The sequence below is a fragment of the Empedobacter sp. EJD.6dd genome (assembly GCF_057369435.1).
Window position 1 is genome coordinate 3,109,246 of record NZ_CM170667.1, and the last position, 15,979, is coordinate 3,125,224.

Genomic DNA, 15,979 nt, shown 5'->3' on the forward strand with positions numbered 1-15,979 from the left:
TATGTTTAGTAGTTAGTAATTAGATTTGAGTTCTTAGAGCTATCTAATTACTAATTACTTTTCACTAATTACTATAATAAAATGAAAATATTAGCAAACGACGGAATTTCTAAAGCAGGACAAGAAGCTTTAGAAGCAAAAGGTTTCGAAGTCATAACAGCTCATGTAGCACAAGAACAATTAGAAAATTATATCAATCAACACAACATCGAAGTGCTTTTAGTGCGTTCTGCAACAAAAGTTCGTCAACCATTAATTGATGCAACAAATCTTAAGATTATTGGTCGAGGAGGAGTTGGTATGGACAATATCGATGTAGAATATGCTCGTAACAAAGGAATTCAAGTGATCAATACGCCTGCATCTTCGTCTCAATCTGTAGCGGAGTTTGTAATCGCGCATTTATTTTCTATCGTTCGTAATTTACACAATGCCAATCGTAATATGCCTTTAGAAGGTGATTCTAATTTCAATGGATTGAAAAAAGCGTACGCAAAAGCAATCGAATTGAGAGGGAAAACGATGGGTGTAGTTGGTTTCGGACGAATTGGAGTTGAAGTAATTCGAGAAGCAATTGGTTTAGGAATGAATATTTTAGTATATGATAAATTTCCTGCTACGCGCGATATCGAATTAGAATTTTTTGATGGGCAAAAAGTAAACTTTTCAATATCTTCGGTTAGTTTTGATGAAGTAATAACAAAAGCAGATTTTATTTCGTTACATGTACCAGCACAAGATGGATATATTTTAGGAGAAAAAGAATTTGCTAAAATGAAGGACGGAGTTATCGTAATTAATACTGCACGTGGTGGAGTAGTTGATGAGCGTGCTTTGGTTGATGCAATTGAAGACGGAAAAGTTGCAGGAGCAGCTTTAGATGTTTTCGAAAATGAACCAACGCCAGAAATGGGATTGTTAATGAACGAAGCTTTGTCGTTATCTCCACATATTGCAGGTTCTACAAACGAAGCTCAAGATCGAATTGGAACTGAATTAGCAGCGCAAATCGTAGAGATTTACGGAAAATAATTTAGGTTTTCATTTCATTTAAAGTTAGTTAAAATGCCACAATTTAAACCATTCAAAGGAATTCGTCCAACAGAAGAAACTTCTCAAGAATTTGTTACCCTTGCGGTTAATCAATACTCAAAAGAAGAAGTTGATTATTATATCAATACAAGAGAAAACTCTTTTTTGCATATTATTTTACCAACTTGGGACGAATCTATAACTGATTCGAAAGAAAGATTTAGAAAAGTTCGTCAGAACTTAGAAGAATTTATCGAGAAGAAAATTTTGATTCAAGATAAATCGTCATATTATATTTATCAAGTTATTCAGCCTAATGGTCGCGAGACAAAAGGACTTTTGGGACTTGTGAATATTGATGATTATCGCAACAATAAAATAAAAAAACACGAAGAAACATTGGAGCGTCGTGTAGAATTGTTTGCCGAATATCTAAAAGAATCTCATTTTCATGCAGAACCTGTTCTGTTGACATACAAACCTGCTCAGCGAGTAGATTTGTTAATTGACACAGAAATGAAACGTAAACCGATTCTGAAAATTGAGGAGTCTAACGGGACACAACATTTGTTGTGGCGAGTTGATAATCGATTAAATTTAAAACAATTAAAAGATTCTATCGAGAGGTTAGATGAATTGTATATTGCAGATGGACATCATCGTATGGAAAGTTCAGAGCGTTATACGAAATATGCGTCAGAAACTTCTACAGATGAGGTGTATGGTGATGAAGCGTTCAATTACACGTTAGCACTTTTAGTTTCAAACGAAGAATTGATTATCAATGATTATAATCGTTTAATTAAGGATTTGAACGGTTTATCTACAACAGAATTTATTCAACGTTTAGAGGAATATTTTGAAGTGATACCAAAGAATGACGAATTAGTTGTTCCGACAAAAAAACATCATTTGGTGATGTATTTAGATGGTCAATATTATAGTCTTTATGTCAAAAATAATGTATTAACGACAGAAGGTTTAAGTGAATTGGACACGTATATTTTCGAAGAAACAGTCTTGAAACCAATTTTAAATATTCAAGATTCTAAGAAAGATAAACGCGTGCATTACGAATGTGGAACACGTGATAAAGTTGGAATCGAATCTTTGAAAGATAAAGTAGATCATCACGATTATATCGCTGCATTTGCTTTTTATCCAGTAGACGTTAAAGATTTACAATTGATCTCTGATTTAGGACTTAAAATGCCTCCAAAAAGTACATATATCGAACCAAAACCGTTGAGTGGTTTTGCAGTATTTGATTTGAAAGAATAAAATAAAATGAGTATTCAAGATAATTTAAAAGCAATAGAAGCAACTATTCCTGATCATGTAACACTTGTTGCGGTTTCTAAAACAAAACCTGTAGAGGATTTGCAAGAGGCTTATGAAGCGGGAATAAGAGACTTTGGCGAAAACAAAATTCAAGAAATGTGCGATAAATACGAAGTTCTTCCAAAGGATATTCGTTGGCATATGATTGGGCATGTACAAACCAATAAAGTGAAGTATATGGCATCTTTTGTACATTTGATTCATGGTGTTGATAGTTTGAAATTATTGAAAGAAATCAATAAACAAGCGGAGAAAAACAATCGTGTAATTGATGTTTTGTTACAACAATTTATTGCAGATGAAGAAACAAAATTTGGATTAGATGTAGAAGAAATTCGTCAGATAATGCAAGAAGAAATTCAGCATTTACCAAATGTTAGAGTTGTCGGTTTAATGGGAATGGCGACATTTACGGATGATGAGAATCAAATAAGAAATGAATTCAAAACCTTAAAATCTAACTTTGATTCTTTGAAGACTGCTTTCGAGCATCTAACTATTTTATCAATGGGAATGTCTGGAGATTACGAAATCGCTATTGAAGAAAGTAGTACAATGGTTCGCATTGGAAGTTCTATTTTTGGACACCGTAATTATTCAATTTAAAATTCGTCAATTCGAGTGATTTTTCGAAAAGTATTGTAGAAAAATTGTATCGAGAATAGAATTTTATTTTTCAAAACCTCATTCTCGATACAAAATTCTTTGAGAATTTCACTCGAATTGACAGTTTTGATTAATATTTTAAATAGAATAAATCCCTCTAAAAGTATAATTTTAGAGGGATTTTTATTTTGAACTTCTTAAAAAGGAAGTGTGTCTAAATTGACATTTCCACCAGAAATTATGATTCCAATATTTCTATTTTTATAATTTTCTTTCTCTTTGATTAAAGCTGCAAAAGCAACTGCAGAAGATGGTTCACAAACTATTTTCAATCGTTCCCAAATTAATTTCATTGCTGCAATAATTTCTTCTTCTGTTACCCGAATTATTTTTTCTACACCTTTTTGTATAATCGGAAAATTGATGTCACCTAATTCTGTTTTCAATCCGTCTGCAATTGTATTTGTTGTAGAGTTAGACTCTATTTTTCCACTTTCTAACGAACGATATGCATCATCTGCTTCAAAAGGTTCTCCTCCAATTACTTTACAATTCTTTCCAAAATTTTTGGCAGCAATAGCTGTACCCGCAATTAATCCACCACCACCAACAGGCGTAAAAATATAATCTAACTCGGGATAGACTTCTAACAATTCCTTTGCAGCAGTTCCTTGCCCAAGAATAACATTCAAATCGTTAGAAGGATGGATAAAAGTCGCACCTTTTTTTTCTTCAATTTCTTTCGCTGTTTTTTTTCTTGCTTCTAAAGTTGGTTCACATTCTATAATTTGTCCATTATAACCTTTTACAGCGTCTTTTTTTACTTGTGGAGCCGTTGAAGGCATTACAATAAAAGCTTCGATTCCTTGACTTTTAGCTGCAAGAGCTAAAGCCTGAGCAAAATTTCCTGAAGAATGTGTCACAACGCCTTTTTGTTTCTGTTCATCAGAAAGTAACATCACTGCATTTGTTGCGCCCCGCATTTTAAAAGTACCCATTTTTTGGAAGTTTTCGCATTTAAAAAACAAATTTGCTCCAATCATTTCATTGAGTAAAGTTGAGGTTAAAATAGGTGTATTGTGAATAAAAGATGAAATTCGTAGGTGAGTTTCAATGATTGCTTCTTTGTGCATATTTATGGTTTTGTGATTGCAGTTACTTCAACTTCTATAAGCGCTTCATAGTGCAATTCGTTGGTTGGGACAACACATCGAACAGGTTTGTGATCTTCAAAAAAATCGCTATATACAGCATTTACTTCATCCCAAAGTTGAACATTCGGAATATAAATTCGTACTTGTAAAACATGGTTTTTATCGCTATTTGCTTCGTGTAATATGGTTTCGATATTTTTTAAAACTAAATTAGTTTGTTCAGAAATTGTAGAAGGAATTTTCTTCGTTTCACGATCTATTGGTAATTGTCCAGATAAATATAAAATGCCATTATGTTCGATACATTGTGAGTAATGACCATTAGCAATAGGCATATTTTCGGTTTGAATGATGTTCATTTTTCTATTGATTTTGAAAGTATCTTCACATCAAGATATATTACAAATATACAATTTATCTTGATGTGAAGATATTTTGTACCTTTGTTTTTCATTCAATTATGATGAAAAAAGAAAAAGATTTAATTGATACACTGATTGCAGAATGGAATATTGAACGTCCGGAATTGGATGTTGAAGCGATGCAAATTGTTGGAAGAATAATGAAATTAGGTAAGATTTTAGAGAATAGAGCGAGTTTAGCTTTAAAAGAAAATGGAATTTATTATACCGATTTAGATGTTTTAGCAACGATTCGCCGTTCTGGTGAACCATATCAATTATCTCCGAAACAATTGATGCAATCTGTTGTTATTACTTCTGGAGCAATGACAGCACTTCTTAATCGTCTAACGAAGTTAGAGTTGATTTATCGTGCGCCTGATGAAAATGATGGTCGAATAAGTTTGGCAGGTCTTACAGAAAAAGGAAAAGAAATTATTGATAAAGCGATTGAAAAGCGATTTGATGAAGCCAAAGAATCGATTCAGATTTTGACTCAAGAAGAGCAAGTTGATTTAGCCATCTTATTAAAAAAACTATTGGTTGAGTTGGATCAATAACAGTGATAATAAAAGAAAAACCTGAACAAATAAGTTCAGGTTTTATATAATTCAGGAATAAATTTTAACCATTTCCTCCACCGCCTCCGCCGCTTTGTTCTTGGTTAGATTTAGATCGTTCGATTTTAAATTGTTTTCCGAAATTGTAGCTGATACCAACTCGATACATTCTAAAAGGTTGTCCTACACCAGTATTAATGATATTATTTGAAACACTTGTATAAGTACCATTTTTGTTTTCGAAAAGGTTAGAAACATTGGCAGATATTTGTAGTTTCTTTTGGAAAACCATCGCTCTCAAACCAATATTATGTCGCATGAAATCTCCAAATTTATCCAATCCATCTGTACTTTTTGTGTAATACATAAACGAATAGTTGGCAAAAAGTGTTTTCTTTTTGTTTAGATCTAAATTATTTGTCAATCTAAATTCACCATTCATTCCGTCTATTGTATAATTCATTTCAGGAATTTTACTCGTTGTTTTTCGATAAAAAACATCGGCAGAAGCATTTATTTTCCACCATTTATATGGTTTTACATTGATGTTTTCACTAAAACCAATACTATATGTTTTTCCAATATTAAACGGTTTAGAAAGTGAAATTTTAGTTGCAGGATCATAAATTGTTACTTGCTCAAAAAGATCATTTGCGTTTCTATAATAAATACTCGAAACAAATAAATCTTTGTAAGCATGCTCTAATTCGAAGTTATTCGAATTAGAAGGCGTTAAATTAGGATTTCCTTCTGTGAAATTGTATTCATTTTGTTTAATTGTTCTCGGGTTTAAGTACCATATATAAGGACGATCTACACGACGAGAATAATTTAAAGTAAACGAATGATTTTCTGACGCTTGATACATCATGTAGGCAGTAGGGTATAATCCGTCATATTCTTTTTTGTAATTATCTTTCGGATCTTCCATGATACTTTCTGATTGAGCATGCTCGTATCGTAAACCTACTTTTGCAGTCCATTTTTCGCTCAATTGTTTTTCTATCGAATAATATAATGCATAGACGTTTTCATTGTATTGATAACTATTTGAAAAGTTAGTATCCTCACTAAAATCATCTGTTGGATTTGTTTTAGAAAAACGCTGATTGTCTGCTTTATCAATCGCCCAACGTAAGCGCGTTCCATAATTCATTTTCCATGAATTAATCGGGTGTTCCATGTCAATACTTACATTGAAACGATTAGAAGAACCATCAGTTAAGCTATAATTATTATCATATTTACCATTAATAGGATTCCAATTTGGATCGAATTCGTTACTAATGTTTTTAGAGGTGTTATCGTTCCCATTTTTAGAATAATCGAAATCGAACGTTAATTTTTTTCCTTCCTCTTTAAACTTTTTAATGATGTGATAATTAAATCCAAGATAATCCCAGTCCCACGAACTTCCATCTCGATTAGTGGTCATGTAACGATCAGTTGTATTGTTTATCAAATCAAAAATATTGGTTACAGAAGTTCCTGTGTTTGTTCCATTACCATCAGAATAATCAAAATTAAAACCAGTAATTAAGTTGTCATTTACTTGGTAATCAACTCCAATTCGCCCTCCATAATATTTATTCTTGTTTTTGTTTTCCCCATTTGTCATCCACTTTTGGTCTGGGTAGATAGTTGCACTTTCGTTTTCGTTGTACCAATTACCTAATCCACTGTAAATACTAGAAGTTAATGTCCATTTTCCTTTTCGGTAATTGATGTTGCCATTCAAGTTAAGACCTGGAAATTTTTGTTGGCTATATGATGTTGAAATAGAACCATTCAAACTTTCTTGTTTGGCATTTTTTAACACAATATTGATAATTCCACTATTTCCTGTTGCATCATATTTTGATGGAGGATTTGTAATGACCTCAATTTTGTCAATATCTTCTGTTCGAATAGTTTTTAAATAATTAGCCAATTGTTCGCTACTCATTTGCATCAAACGATCGTTAATCATCACACTTACAGAACCTTTTCCAATGATAGAAATAGCATCTGTAGCTTCTTCTACTTTGATACGTGGAGCAAGTTTCAGCGCATCTAATGCATTTCCACCTTTTGCACCTTCAGCTTGATCGACATTAAAAATGATTCGATCTACTTTTTTTTCAATTAGTTTCTTTTGCCCTGTTACAACAGCTTCTGTTAACGTAACATTTTCAGTTTTTGGAACTAAAATAATTCCTAAATCAGCATTTTTAGAAACATCAACTTTTAATGAATGTAGGGTAGCACCAGCTTCTTCTATTTTTAAAGTATATGAGCCTTCTTCTAAAACGACAGTAAAATGTCCATTTTCGTCAGTAGAAATTTCGTCAACAATCTTATCTCCTTGCGAAATAATTACATCAGCTAATGCAACTGGCGTTTGATTGGTATATTGTAGAGTTCCTTTTATTTCTTGTTGTGCATAAGTTTGAATTGCTGCAAAACAAATAATTGGAAGAAAATATTTTTTCATTTTTTAGGGTTATTTACAAATTAGACGCCCTATTCATTTAAAAGTTACATGGTTAAATGTGAAATATATCTTAAATAATAGTTAATTAACAAAATAGTTAAAAAAGTAAATCCCAATAAGCGGGTTATTGGGATTTTGGTGGAGTTTATTTAAGTTCTTTTTCTAACTGAATTGATTTCGGAAATAAAATATTGTTTTCTATGTGGATGTGTGTATGTAAATCATTTTCGAAATCTTGCAACATCGCATACGTTACTTTGTACGTATTACAAGCATCAGCAGGTGGAGTATAATTATTGGTAAGTTCTGCTATTTTTGCAAAACGATCTCCTTCTGCCGTGTGTTCATGTTCCATCATATGAACCGGATTCTCAACCGAGCCAAATGGTGGATAATCTATTTTTGTACCATTACGTTTACTGTTTGCCATCTCTTTGATAAAAGGAAATAGAATGTGTTCTTCTTTTTTCAAATGTGCGCTAAGCTCTTGAGCAGTTTGATTAAACAAATTATTGATTTCATAAAGTTCTGGATGTCTTTCGCCATGAACTTTGCATAATTTATCTAAGAAAGCTACTAAAACAGGTGTTTTTTCTTCTACATAAACATGGTGTATCTTTTCGACATATTCTGTTAGCAAATCTAACGGCCACGATTTATAATCAATCGATGCTTCTGTGCCTGAAGGTAAATTTTCTAAATCTTTGTAAACTTGTTCTTTATCTGTTGACTTATTTTCACAAGCTTCTTCTATCGTTCTACCTCCACGACAACAAAAATCAATTCCATGTTTTTTAAAAATAGCTGCAGTTCTGAAATCTTCTGAGACCATTTCTCCAATTAAATTTGTTTTTACGTTCATAATAAAATACTTTTTTATCTTTTATTAATTTAAATTTTTTTAAAGCTTATTATATCTTTATATTTTCTTTGCAACCATCACAAAAGCACATAAATGCTCTTCATATTTTTTGAAAACTTTTTTCATTCGTATAACTCTTTCTCTAACTTCTGGTTGTGTTGCAATATTTTTTATAATATTTAGAAAGCCAGAGAAACCTTCATCATCAATTAATCTTGATGGTTCGAGCAAATGCATTTCTGATGTTTTTATTTCGATAATTTCAAAGCCTTCATCTTTTATTAGATTCGTCCATTCTTCTATTGTCAAAGGTCTTGCATTAACATTCATTGTAAGGGCAAGTTCCTTTTGAATATTTTTTTTGATTTCTTCTGAAATATTATTTGGCTTTAATGCTAATTCGTGAATTGCATAATAACCATCGTTTTTTAGAATTCGATGCGCTTCTTTTATTATTTCGCTTTTTCGATGATTGACATGCATGGTTAACATAGCTTCACCAAAAACTTTAGTTTGCGTATTATTATCAAGCATCGTTTCTGCTGCATTTGCAAGCTGAAATTTAGCTTTATTATCATCGAATTTTTGATTTAAATTTTCGATCACTTTTTCATCTATATCTACTCCGGTATATGAACTTGGTTTTTTGTTGAGAACTATAGAAGTGGTATAACCAAGTCCAGGAGCAAATTCTACTACTGTGTCATTGGTTTTGATATTTAGTAAATCAATCATCTCAAGTGTTAATTTTTTACCACCAGGTCTCAAAACTTTTTTTCCTATTTTAGCAAGAAGCCAATGTCCAGACATTTTATCAATTGTATCGTTTTTCATTTTGTTAAGTATTTAATTTTTAATTCAAACAAAAAGACCTTTTTATCTCTTATTGAGTTAAATGATTATTCTAAATTTAGTTTTAGAAATACTTCTTTAGATTCTAATCTATCAACTAACATTGTAAATGTTGTTGTCTCTAATAAATCTTTCAAAGTATTTCGTATTTCTTTAAATTGATGATGTAAAGGACAAGGATTCTTTTCAGAACACTGTTTTAACCCTAACGCACAACCGCTAAAAATTTTATCACCATCAAATTGTCTAACAATAACAGCCAAAGAATTATTTAAATCTTTTTCGCTAAGATGAAATCCACCTGTTGGACCTTTTGTAGACTGCAATAGATTTTGTCGTACCATTTCTTGCAAAATTTTAGCTATAAAATATTCTGGAGAATCAATTCCTTTAGCAATTTCTTTAATTCCAACTTTATATCCTTCTTTTGTTTGCTGAGCAATATAAATTAATGCTCTAATAGCATATTCACAAGTTTTTGATAACATTTACAATTCTTTTACACTACAAATTTACGATATTATTTTTAATAAAAGAGTAAAAGGTGTTTTATTGTTTTTATTTATCTATTTCCAAAATTCATCTTGGTAAGAATCAATCGAGTGTGTATGTATTTTTTTTAATTTTTCACCAATTAGTTCCAAATCAGTTTCTTTTAGATTGTCTTGTAGAAAAGGAAACCAATCTCGTTCTTCGAATCGAATATGTTTTTTTAATAAATGAGAAAAATCTTCTAACAAAGCTTTCTCAGGATGTTTCATAATCTTTTCAACTAAAACATTCAAATCCTTATGCTCTGTTTTAATCTGTAGATTATATGTTTCATTAGAATAAGGAAAAAGAATTTCTTCTTCTTGATTAAAATGATCAGAAAGATGATTTTCCCAGAAATATTCTACATATGTTGCAATTCGTTCTAACGCTACATTTTTAGTTAGTCCTTGTTCTATTTTCCAGCTACAAAGTAATCCGAAATGATGATCTTTTGATAACGGTACAATGTGTTCATTTCTTTTCATAATCAATTTGTTGTATAGTATAAAGGTATGGTTTTTAATTATTTAATAAATCATTCAAACCTTCATTTTCAAATATTAATTGACCAACTCTGATATCAGACCATCCATTTTTTATTTTATAGGTATAAATAGGACGATTTTCTTCTATAACACATTCTAGATGTAAAAATTCTATATCGTCTAGCTGTTCTAATTCCTCTTGTATTTCATAATAATGAGTCGATATAAATGTTAAAGAATTTTGATAAAAACGTAAACCTTTAATTGTTTTTGCTAACAAGTTTGTTGCATCTACAGAATTTGTACCACTGAATAGTTCATCGAAAATTGCAAAGCTATTTACATCATTTTTATTCGAAATTATAAAGTTTTTTAGATTCACAATTTCATTCATAAAATGACTGTAGCCTTTCAATACGTTATCTGTATGATCAATATTTATGCTTATGGTATGATAAAATGGTATTGTTGCAGATTTACATGGAATTGGAAGTCCAAGATTTCCTAAATAACTACAAAAGGAAATTGCACGAAAAAAAGTTGACTTTCCTGACATATTTGCCCCAGTTAAAACAACGACTTTTTTAGAGGTTTTAAAACTATTTTTAATAGGGTTTTTGAGTAATGGATAATAGAAATCCACTAAATCTATTTCATTTTTCTGAGAAAGAATAGGAAAAATAAATTGATGTTCAATAACTTTTAGACTAATAGATATATAAGCTTCGAATAAATGAAATATATCGTAAAATGAATCTATTTCGTGCTTGTTCGCAATTAATATATCATTTGTTTTTAGAATATTTTTGCTTTTAAATGCATTATTTTTAATGATATGATAGGTTTCTTTGGTTTTAATTTTTTGTAACGTATCCATCATTTTATTAATCGAATGCTTAAACTTGGTTGGAAATAAATCGAGATTTAACGTCAATAAAAACGTATTAATTTTATTGAAAAAAATATAAATCTGAGCAAAATTACTTTCTAAAGAAAGTTTAGTAGCTGAATGAAATTTTATTTTCAGATAATTTTCAGGTTCTAACTCTTTTAGTTTTTGATAAACTTCGTTGTAATCTGTTTTTGAATAGTGATAGAGTTTTTTTTCAGGAAGTTCGGCTATAAAACCTTTTATAATGTCTTGTCTAAATGTAATCTCTTCAATAGAATTTGGTTTAGTTTTTAAGAGATCAATTAAAATTGAACGTGAATTATAATTTAAAGTTGCATTAAAAAGAGGTAAAATTTCTTTTTCTATATTCAAATTATCAATGTTGATCATATTTTTTGAGGTTAGGTCTATTTTAAAATTTCAGTCATTTATATATACCAAAACTGCTTTCTAAGATAATCATAATTTAAGTAAATTTGAGATAGGAAAGTTATTAGAAAATAATTATATAGCTGTTTTTTTTAATTTTCTTTAAAAACTCTAAAAGAAGATTTGATAAGTTTACAATTCTATTCAACTCATTAATATTGCTAATTGAAATAACAATTTAAAAACTATAAAAATGAAAAGAGAAATTTATCCGTGTTTATGGTTCGATGGACAAGCACAAGAAGCAGCAAAATTTTATTGTTCCGTTTTTCCCAATTCCAATATTATTAGTGACAATCAAATGGTGGTAATATTTGAGTTAAATGGCAAAAAGTTTATGGGATTGAATGGTGGACCAAATTTTAAATTCAATGAAGCGACATCATTTGTAATTGATTGCGATACACAAGAAGAAATTGATTATTATTGGAATACATTAACTTCCGATGGAGGAAAAGAGGGAAATTGTGGTTGGTTAAAAGATAAGTTTGGACTTTCTTGGCAAGTTATTCCAGTTATTTTACCACAACTTTTGAGTAATCCAGAAAAATCGCAGAGCGTTGTAGAAGCCTTTATGAAAATGAAAAAGTTTGATCTCGCAACTTTAGAACGGATATAATGAACTTCTAAAGTAAATTCTTTAACATGATATTTTTTCTGTTCAACCTACTTTTTAGGATGGTCATATTTGACTAAATTTGAAGTATGAAAGCAAGTTTTGAACCTTATATATTGAAATTCAAAAATCCAAGTGGAACTTCGCGTGGCGTTTTGACAGAGAAATTGACATATCTTTTTACAATAGAAGAAGATGGAAAAGAATATGTTGGTGAATGTGGATTGTTTAAAGGACTAAGTTTTGATGATCGTCCTGATTATGAAGAAAAATTACAATGGGTTTGTGATCATATCGATTTAGGAATTGATGAGTTATGGCGTGAATTACGTGAATGGCCTTCGATTCAGTTCGGAGTTGAGCAAGCTTTTCAGAGTCTTTCTACCAATCGTTACAACGATAATTATACAGATAAATTAAATCCAGATTTATACGAGTCCGCTTTTTCTACAGGCGATAAAGGTATTCAGACAAATGGATTAATTTGGATGGGAACAATCGATTTTATGCGCGAGCAAATCAAAGAAAAATTAGCCATTGGTTATAAATGCATCAAATTAAAAATTGGAGTTGATTGGGAAAATGAACATAAGATTTTACAACAATTACGTGCTGAATTTTCTGCAGAACAATTAGAATTACGTGTCGATGCCAATGGAGGGTTTACGTTCGAAGAGGCTAAAGTAGTTTTACAACAATTAGCAGAATTAAAAATTCATTCTATTGAACAACCAATAAAAGCAGGACAAATTGACTTGATGACAGAATTATGTGCTTCTACACCAACGCCAATTGCACTAGACGAAGAGTTAATAGGAGTTGTTCATCAAGAAGATAAATTTAAGTTGTTAGAAAAAATAAAACCTCAATATATTATTCTAAAACCAAGCTTAGTAGGAGGAGTAAGAGGTTCTTTAGAATGGATAAATACGGCTGATAGCTACGAAATTCCTTTTTGGATTACTTCTGCATTAGAAAGTAATATCGGTTTGAATGCCATTGCACAATGGACAGCAATATTATACCCAGAAATGCCACAAGGATTGGGAACAGGAGGTTTATTTACCAACAATTTTCCAAGTCGATTAGAATTAAAAGGTGAATACTTATTTAGAAACAAATTATGATCAATAAATTATTTATAGCAATTATAACAACGGTTGTGTTAATGAGTTGTCAAACAGCAAAGAAATCGAATGATATAGCTGAAATTCAAAAATATCAGACAGAATTAGCAACTTTTTATACCGATCCTAAAACAACACCATTGATGGACGAAGAGAAAACAAATTTCAAAGGAATTACGTTTTTTCCGATTAGTGAAAAATATCGTGTTAAAGCGAAATTTACACCAATTAAAGATGGAAAAGTGATTCCATTTCCTACTTCTGCAAAGAAAATTAAGAATTATAAAGAATACGGAATAGTCACTTTTACATTGGATGAAGTGCAACAAACGTTGACGATTTATCAATCTTCTCCTATTATGGAGAAATACGCAGAGAGTTTATTTTTACCTTTTATGGACGAAACAAATGGTGTGACTTCTTATGGTGGAGGAAGATATTTAGATTTGAGCACGAAGGATTTTGAAGGAAAATCGAATGAGATTATTTTAGATTTCAATCAAGCATATAATCCATATTGCGCATATAGCAAACATTACAATTGTCCAATTCCGCCAGCTAATAATGTGTTGGATGTTGAAATTAATGCAGGAGTAAGTTACCATAAATAAGATGTTGTATTTAGATTTTTCTCAACCAAATTTTGATGTTAATTCAATTCAACCAACAAATGAATTTGAAGAAACTGTTAAAGCATTTTTGGTTGAATGGTTTTCGGACTCTACGATTATGATTGCGCATACATCTGGTTCAACTGGAACTCCCAAAGAGATTATTTTGACCAAAGAAAACATGCGTAAAAGTGCGAATATGACAGGAAAATATTTGCATTTACAAAAAGGAGATTCTGCATTATTGGTTATGCCTGTTTCTTACATTGCTGGTAAATTGATGTTGGTTCGTGCAGTAGAAATCGGTTTGAAATTGATTTGTATGCAACCTACTTCGCATATTACGTTGAAAACGGTGAATGAATCGATTTCAGAACAATTTAAAACAATAGATTTTGTTGCGTTAACACCTATGCAAGTAGAAAACTCGTTAGTATTTGTTTCAAAATGTAAAAAGTTAATTATTGGTGGAGCTCCGCTTTCTGAGAAAGTGAAACAAGAATTAGCTGCATTTGATAATGAAGTTTACGAAACGTATGCCATGACAGAAACAATTACGCATATTGCTTTCAAACAAGTTTCAAATCGTAAATATCCTGATGCAGAACAAGTATTTGAAGCTTTTGATGAGGTTAATATTTCGCAAGATGATCGCGGTTGTTTGGTGATTAATACGCCTTATGATGATTTACAAGTGGTAACGAATGATATTGTTGAAATCATCGATCAACGTAAGTTTAATTGGATTGGACGAGCAGATAATGTGATTAATTCGGGTGGAATAAAATTATTTCCTGAACAGATTGAAAATAAATTGAAACCTTATATCCATTCAGACTTTTATGTGACATCAAAAGCGGATGAATTATTAGGTCAAAAATTAATTTTAGTAGTGGAAGGTGAGGAGAGAAGTTTAGATTTTTCTTTGGTCGATTTGACGAAATATCAACTGCCGAAAGAAATTATTTTTATCAATCAGTTTCCTCGTACTGAAAGCGGGAAAATAAAAAGACAGCAATTTTAGAAATAGCTGATTTTATTTTGTTCATGCATTTTATCTAAAAATAGCTTAATTTTAGCACTACTAAAAACTTATACTGTGGATTACAATAAACTTTTTAACGATATTTTTTTCTTAATTCTTGATGATGAGATGGATGAAAATCAATATCCAATTTGGAAAAGTTTTTCGTTTATTCACAATCCAATTCAGCAACTAATCAAGGCGCAAGATTTATTGAATCAGTTGTTACATGAATTTCCAAAAGATAAAAAAGCGCTTTTTCTAAAAGGCGTTGTTCAACGAAATTTAAACTTTAACGAAGAGTCAATTTTATACCTTTTAGAAGCCAAGAAAGAAGATTATTATTTGTACGCAACGAATTTTTATATTGCCGAATATTATATCCATAAATTAAAATTTGAAGAAGCGCAGAAGTACCTCAAAGAGCTTGAAATTGTGTATCCAACCAATCAACGTTTTCTTTTTTTATCGATTTTGGTAAATTTAGAACTTTTTGAATTTGAGGATGCTAAGCGTTATTTAAATACGTTGTATCAATTGGTTGAAGATAAACAGGTTTTAGAATTGTTAAGTAAAAATCTTCAAATTACAGAAGAAATAGTCTTGAAAACGACTAATCGTTTGGTGTTGAAAAATTTTAAATTAAGAAGTTTTAATTACAATCTTCAGCTCAAAACAAATCTGATTGCTTTTTATAAAAACTTCGCTGATATTGGTGTTAATTTTAATGGAATCAATTGCTTTATTATGGCGTTAACGTTGAAACAAATTACGTTATATCCTACGTTTCATAATTTTGAAATTTACAATGTACAAACGGTTTTAGATTATATTGATGTTGATAAAAAAGGTGTTCAAATGCGTTTAGATGATATTGATTTTGAACATGATTTTGTGCGAAATTATCATGAATATTTGGAGGTTGAAATTTTATTGAAAGAAGATTAATAGTGTATAAATTATCTTTTTATAAAATAAAT

The 15,979-nt window shown here is 30.5% G+C and carries 17 protein-coding genes; 9 read left to right on the forward strand and 8 right to left on the reverse strand.

All coding sequences use genetic code 11. From position 1 onward, the window contains the following. Positions 1-81 precede the first annotated feature (81 nt). Genes AC2I98_RS14590 through AC2I98_RS14600 form a run of 3 tightly spaced genes read left to right on the forward strand, consistent with a single transcriptional unit; the run spans position 82 to position 2,979 of the window. Complete coding sequence (locus AC2I98_RS14590; protein ID WP_486412370.1) at positions 82-1,032, forward strand: D-2-hydroxyacid dehydrogenase; 951 nt, start codon at positions 82-84, stop codon at positions 1,030-1,032. Positions 1,033-1,065: 33 nt separating this feature from the next. Next, entirely contained in the window at positions 1,066-2,313 is a 1,248-nt protein-coding gene (locus tag AC2I98_RS14595; protein ID WP_486412371.1) for a DUF1015 domain-containing protein, read from the forward strand. A gap of 6 nt (positions 2,314-2,319) precedes the next feature. Beyond that, on the forward strand, positions 2,320-2,979 hold the full coding sequence (locus AC2I98_RS14600; RefSeq protein ID WP_486412372.1) for a YggS family pyridoxal phosphate-dependent enzyme: 660 nt from the start codon (positions 2,320-2,322) through the stop codon (positions 2,977-2,979). Positions 2,980-3,176: 197 nt separating this feature from the next. On the opposite strand, the gene AC2I98_RS14605 is transcribed toward AC2I98_RS14600, so the two are convergent. Together AC2I98_RS14605 and AC2I98_RS14610 are read right to left on the reverse strand one after the other, a co-directional pair. Beyond that, positions 3,177-4,112: a pyridoxal-phosphate dependent enzyme gene (locus AC2I98_RS14605; RefSeq protein ID WP_486412373.1), complete on the reverse strand. Its 936-nt coding sequence runs from the start codon at positions 4,110-4,112 to the stop codon at positions 3,177-3,179. Between the two features lie 2 nt (positions 4,113-4,114). Continuing rightward, the gene (locus tag AC2I98_RS14610) at positions 4,115-4,492 is read right to left on the reverse strand and encodes a RidA family protein (protein ID WP_486412374.1); all 378 of its coding nucleotides are present in this window, start codon (positions 4,490-4,492) and stop codon (positions 4,115-4,117) included. Between the two features lie 101 nt (positions 4,493-4,593). Here AC2I98_RS14610 and AC2I98_RS14615 point away from each other — a divergent pair, with 101 nt between their 5' ends. Next, complete coding sequence (locus tag AC2I98_RS14615) at positions 4,594-5,094, forward strand: MarR family winged helix-turn-helix transcriptional regulator (protein ID WP_486412375.1); 501 nt, start codon at positions 4,594-4,596, stop codon at positions 5,092-5,094. Between the two features lie 64 nt (positions 5,095-5,158). On the opposite strand, the gene AC2I98_RS14620 is transcribed toward AC2I98_RS14615, so the two are convergent. The 6 genes from AC2I98_RS14620 to AC2I98_RS14645 all read right to left on the reverse strand — a co-directional run bounded on the left by AC2I98_RS14620 (position 5,159) and on the right by AC2I98_RS14645 (position 11,582). After that, a complete protein-coding gene (locus AC2I98_RS14620; RefSeq protein ID WP_486412376.1) occupies positions 5,159-7,567 on the reverse strand; it encodes a TonB-dependent receptor domain-containing protein in 2,409 nt (802 codons plus the stop codon). Positions 7,568-7,712: 145 nt separating this feature from the next. Then, positions 7,713-8,429 (reverse strand): iron-sulfur cluster repair di-iron protein, encoded by a 717-nt coding sequence (ric, locus tag AC2I98_RS14625; RefSeq protein WP_486412377.1) that lies wholly within the window; start codon positions 8,427-8,429, stop codon positions 7,713-7,715. A 57-nt stretch (positions 8,430-8,486) separates the two neighbouring features. Then, the gene (locus AC2I98_RS14630; protein ID WP_486412378.1) at positions 8,487-9,263 is read right to left on the reverse strand and encodes a class I SAM-dependent methyltransferase; all 777 of its coding nucleotides are present in this window, start codon (positions 9,261-9,263) and stop codon (positions 8,487-8,489) included. Positions 9,264-9,328: 65 nt separating this feature from the next. Beyond that, positions 9,329-9,769, reverse strand: coding sequence for an RrF2 family transcriptional regulator (locus AC2I98_RS14635; protein WP_486412379.1), 441 nt, complete (start codon positions 9,767-9,769; stop codon positions 9,329-9,331). 78 nt (positions 9,770-9,847) lie between these two features. Beyond that, positions 9,848-10,300 (reverse strand): hemerythrin domain-containing protein, encoded by a 453-nt coding sequence (locus AC2I98_RS14640; RefSeq protein WP_486412380.1) that lies wholly within the window; start codon positions 10,298-10,300, stop codon positions 9,848-9,850. A gap of 34 nt (positions 10,301-10,334) precedes the next feature. Next, a complete protein-coding gene (locus AC2I98_RS14645; RefSeq protein ID WP_486412381.1) occupies positions 10,335-11,582 on the reverse strand; it encodes a MutS-related protein in 1,248 nt (415 codons plus the stop codon). A 232-nt stretch (positions 11,583-11,814) separates the two neighbouring features. Between AC2I98_RS14645 and AC2I98_RS14650 the strand changes: the two genes are divergently transcribed. From AC2I98_RS14650 to AC2I98_RS14670, 5 genes are all read left to right on the forward strand, one after another. Then, entirely contained in the window at positions 11,815-12,240 is a 426-nt protein-coding gene (locus tag AC2I98_RS14650; RefSeq protein ID WP_486412382.1) for a VOC family protein, read from the forward strand. Positions 12,241-12,326: 86 nt separating this feature from the next. Next, positions 12,327-13,364 carry an o-succinylbenzoate synthase gene (locus AC2I98_RS14655; protein ID WP_486412383.1) on the forward strand — a complete coding sequence of 346 codons (1,038 nt, stop codon included), beginning with the start codon at positions 12,327-12,329 and terminating at the stop codon, positions 13,362-13,364. Beyond that, positions 13,361-13,975, forward strand: a complete 615-nt coding sequence (locus tag AC2I98_RS14660) for a DUF1684 domain-containing protein (protein ID WP_486412384.1) — start codon at positions 13,361-13,363, stop codon at positions 13,973-13,975. The genes AC2I98_RS14655 and AC2I98_RS14660 overlap by 4 nt, the downstream gene beginning before the upstream one ends. Position 13,976: 1 nt before the next feature. Beyond that, positions 13,977-14,999 carry an AMP-binding protein gene (locus AC2I98_RS14665; protein WP_486412385.1) on the forward strand — a complete coding sequence of 341 codons (1,023 nt, stop codon included), beginning with the start codon at positions 13,977-13,979 and terminating at the stop codon, positions 14,997-14,999. 75 nt (positions 15,000-15,074) lie between these two features. Continuing rightward, on the forward strand, positions 15,075-15,947 hold the full coding sequence (locus tag AC2I98_RS14670; RefSeq protein WP_486412386.1) for a tetratricopeptide repeat protein: 873 nt from the start codon (positions 15,075-15,077) through the stop codon (positions 15,945-15,947). Positions 15,948-15,979: the final 32 nt, after the last annotated feature.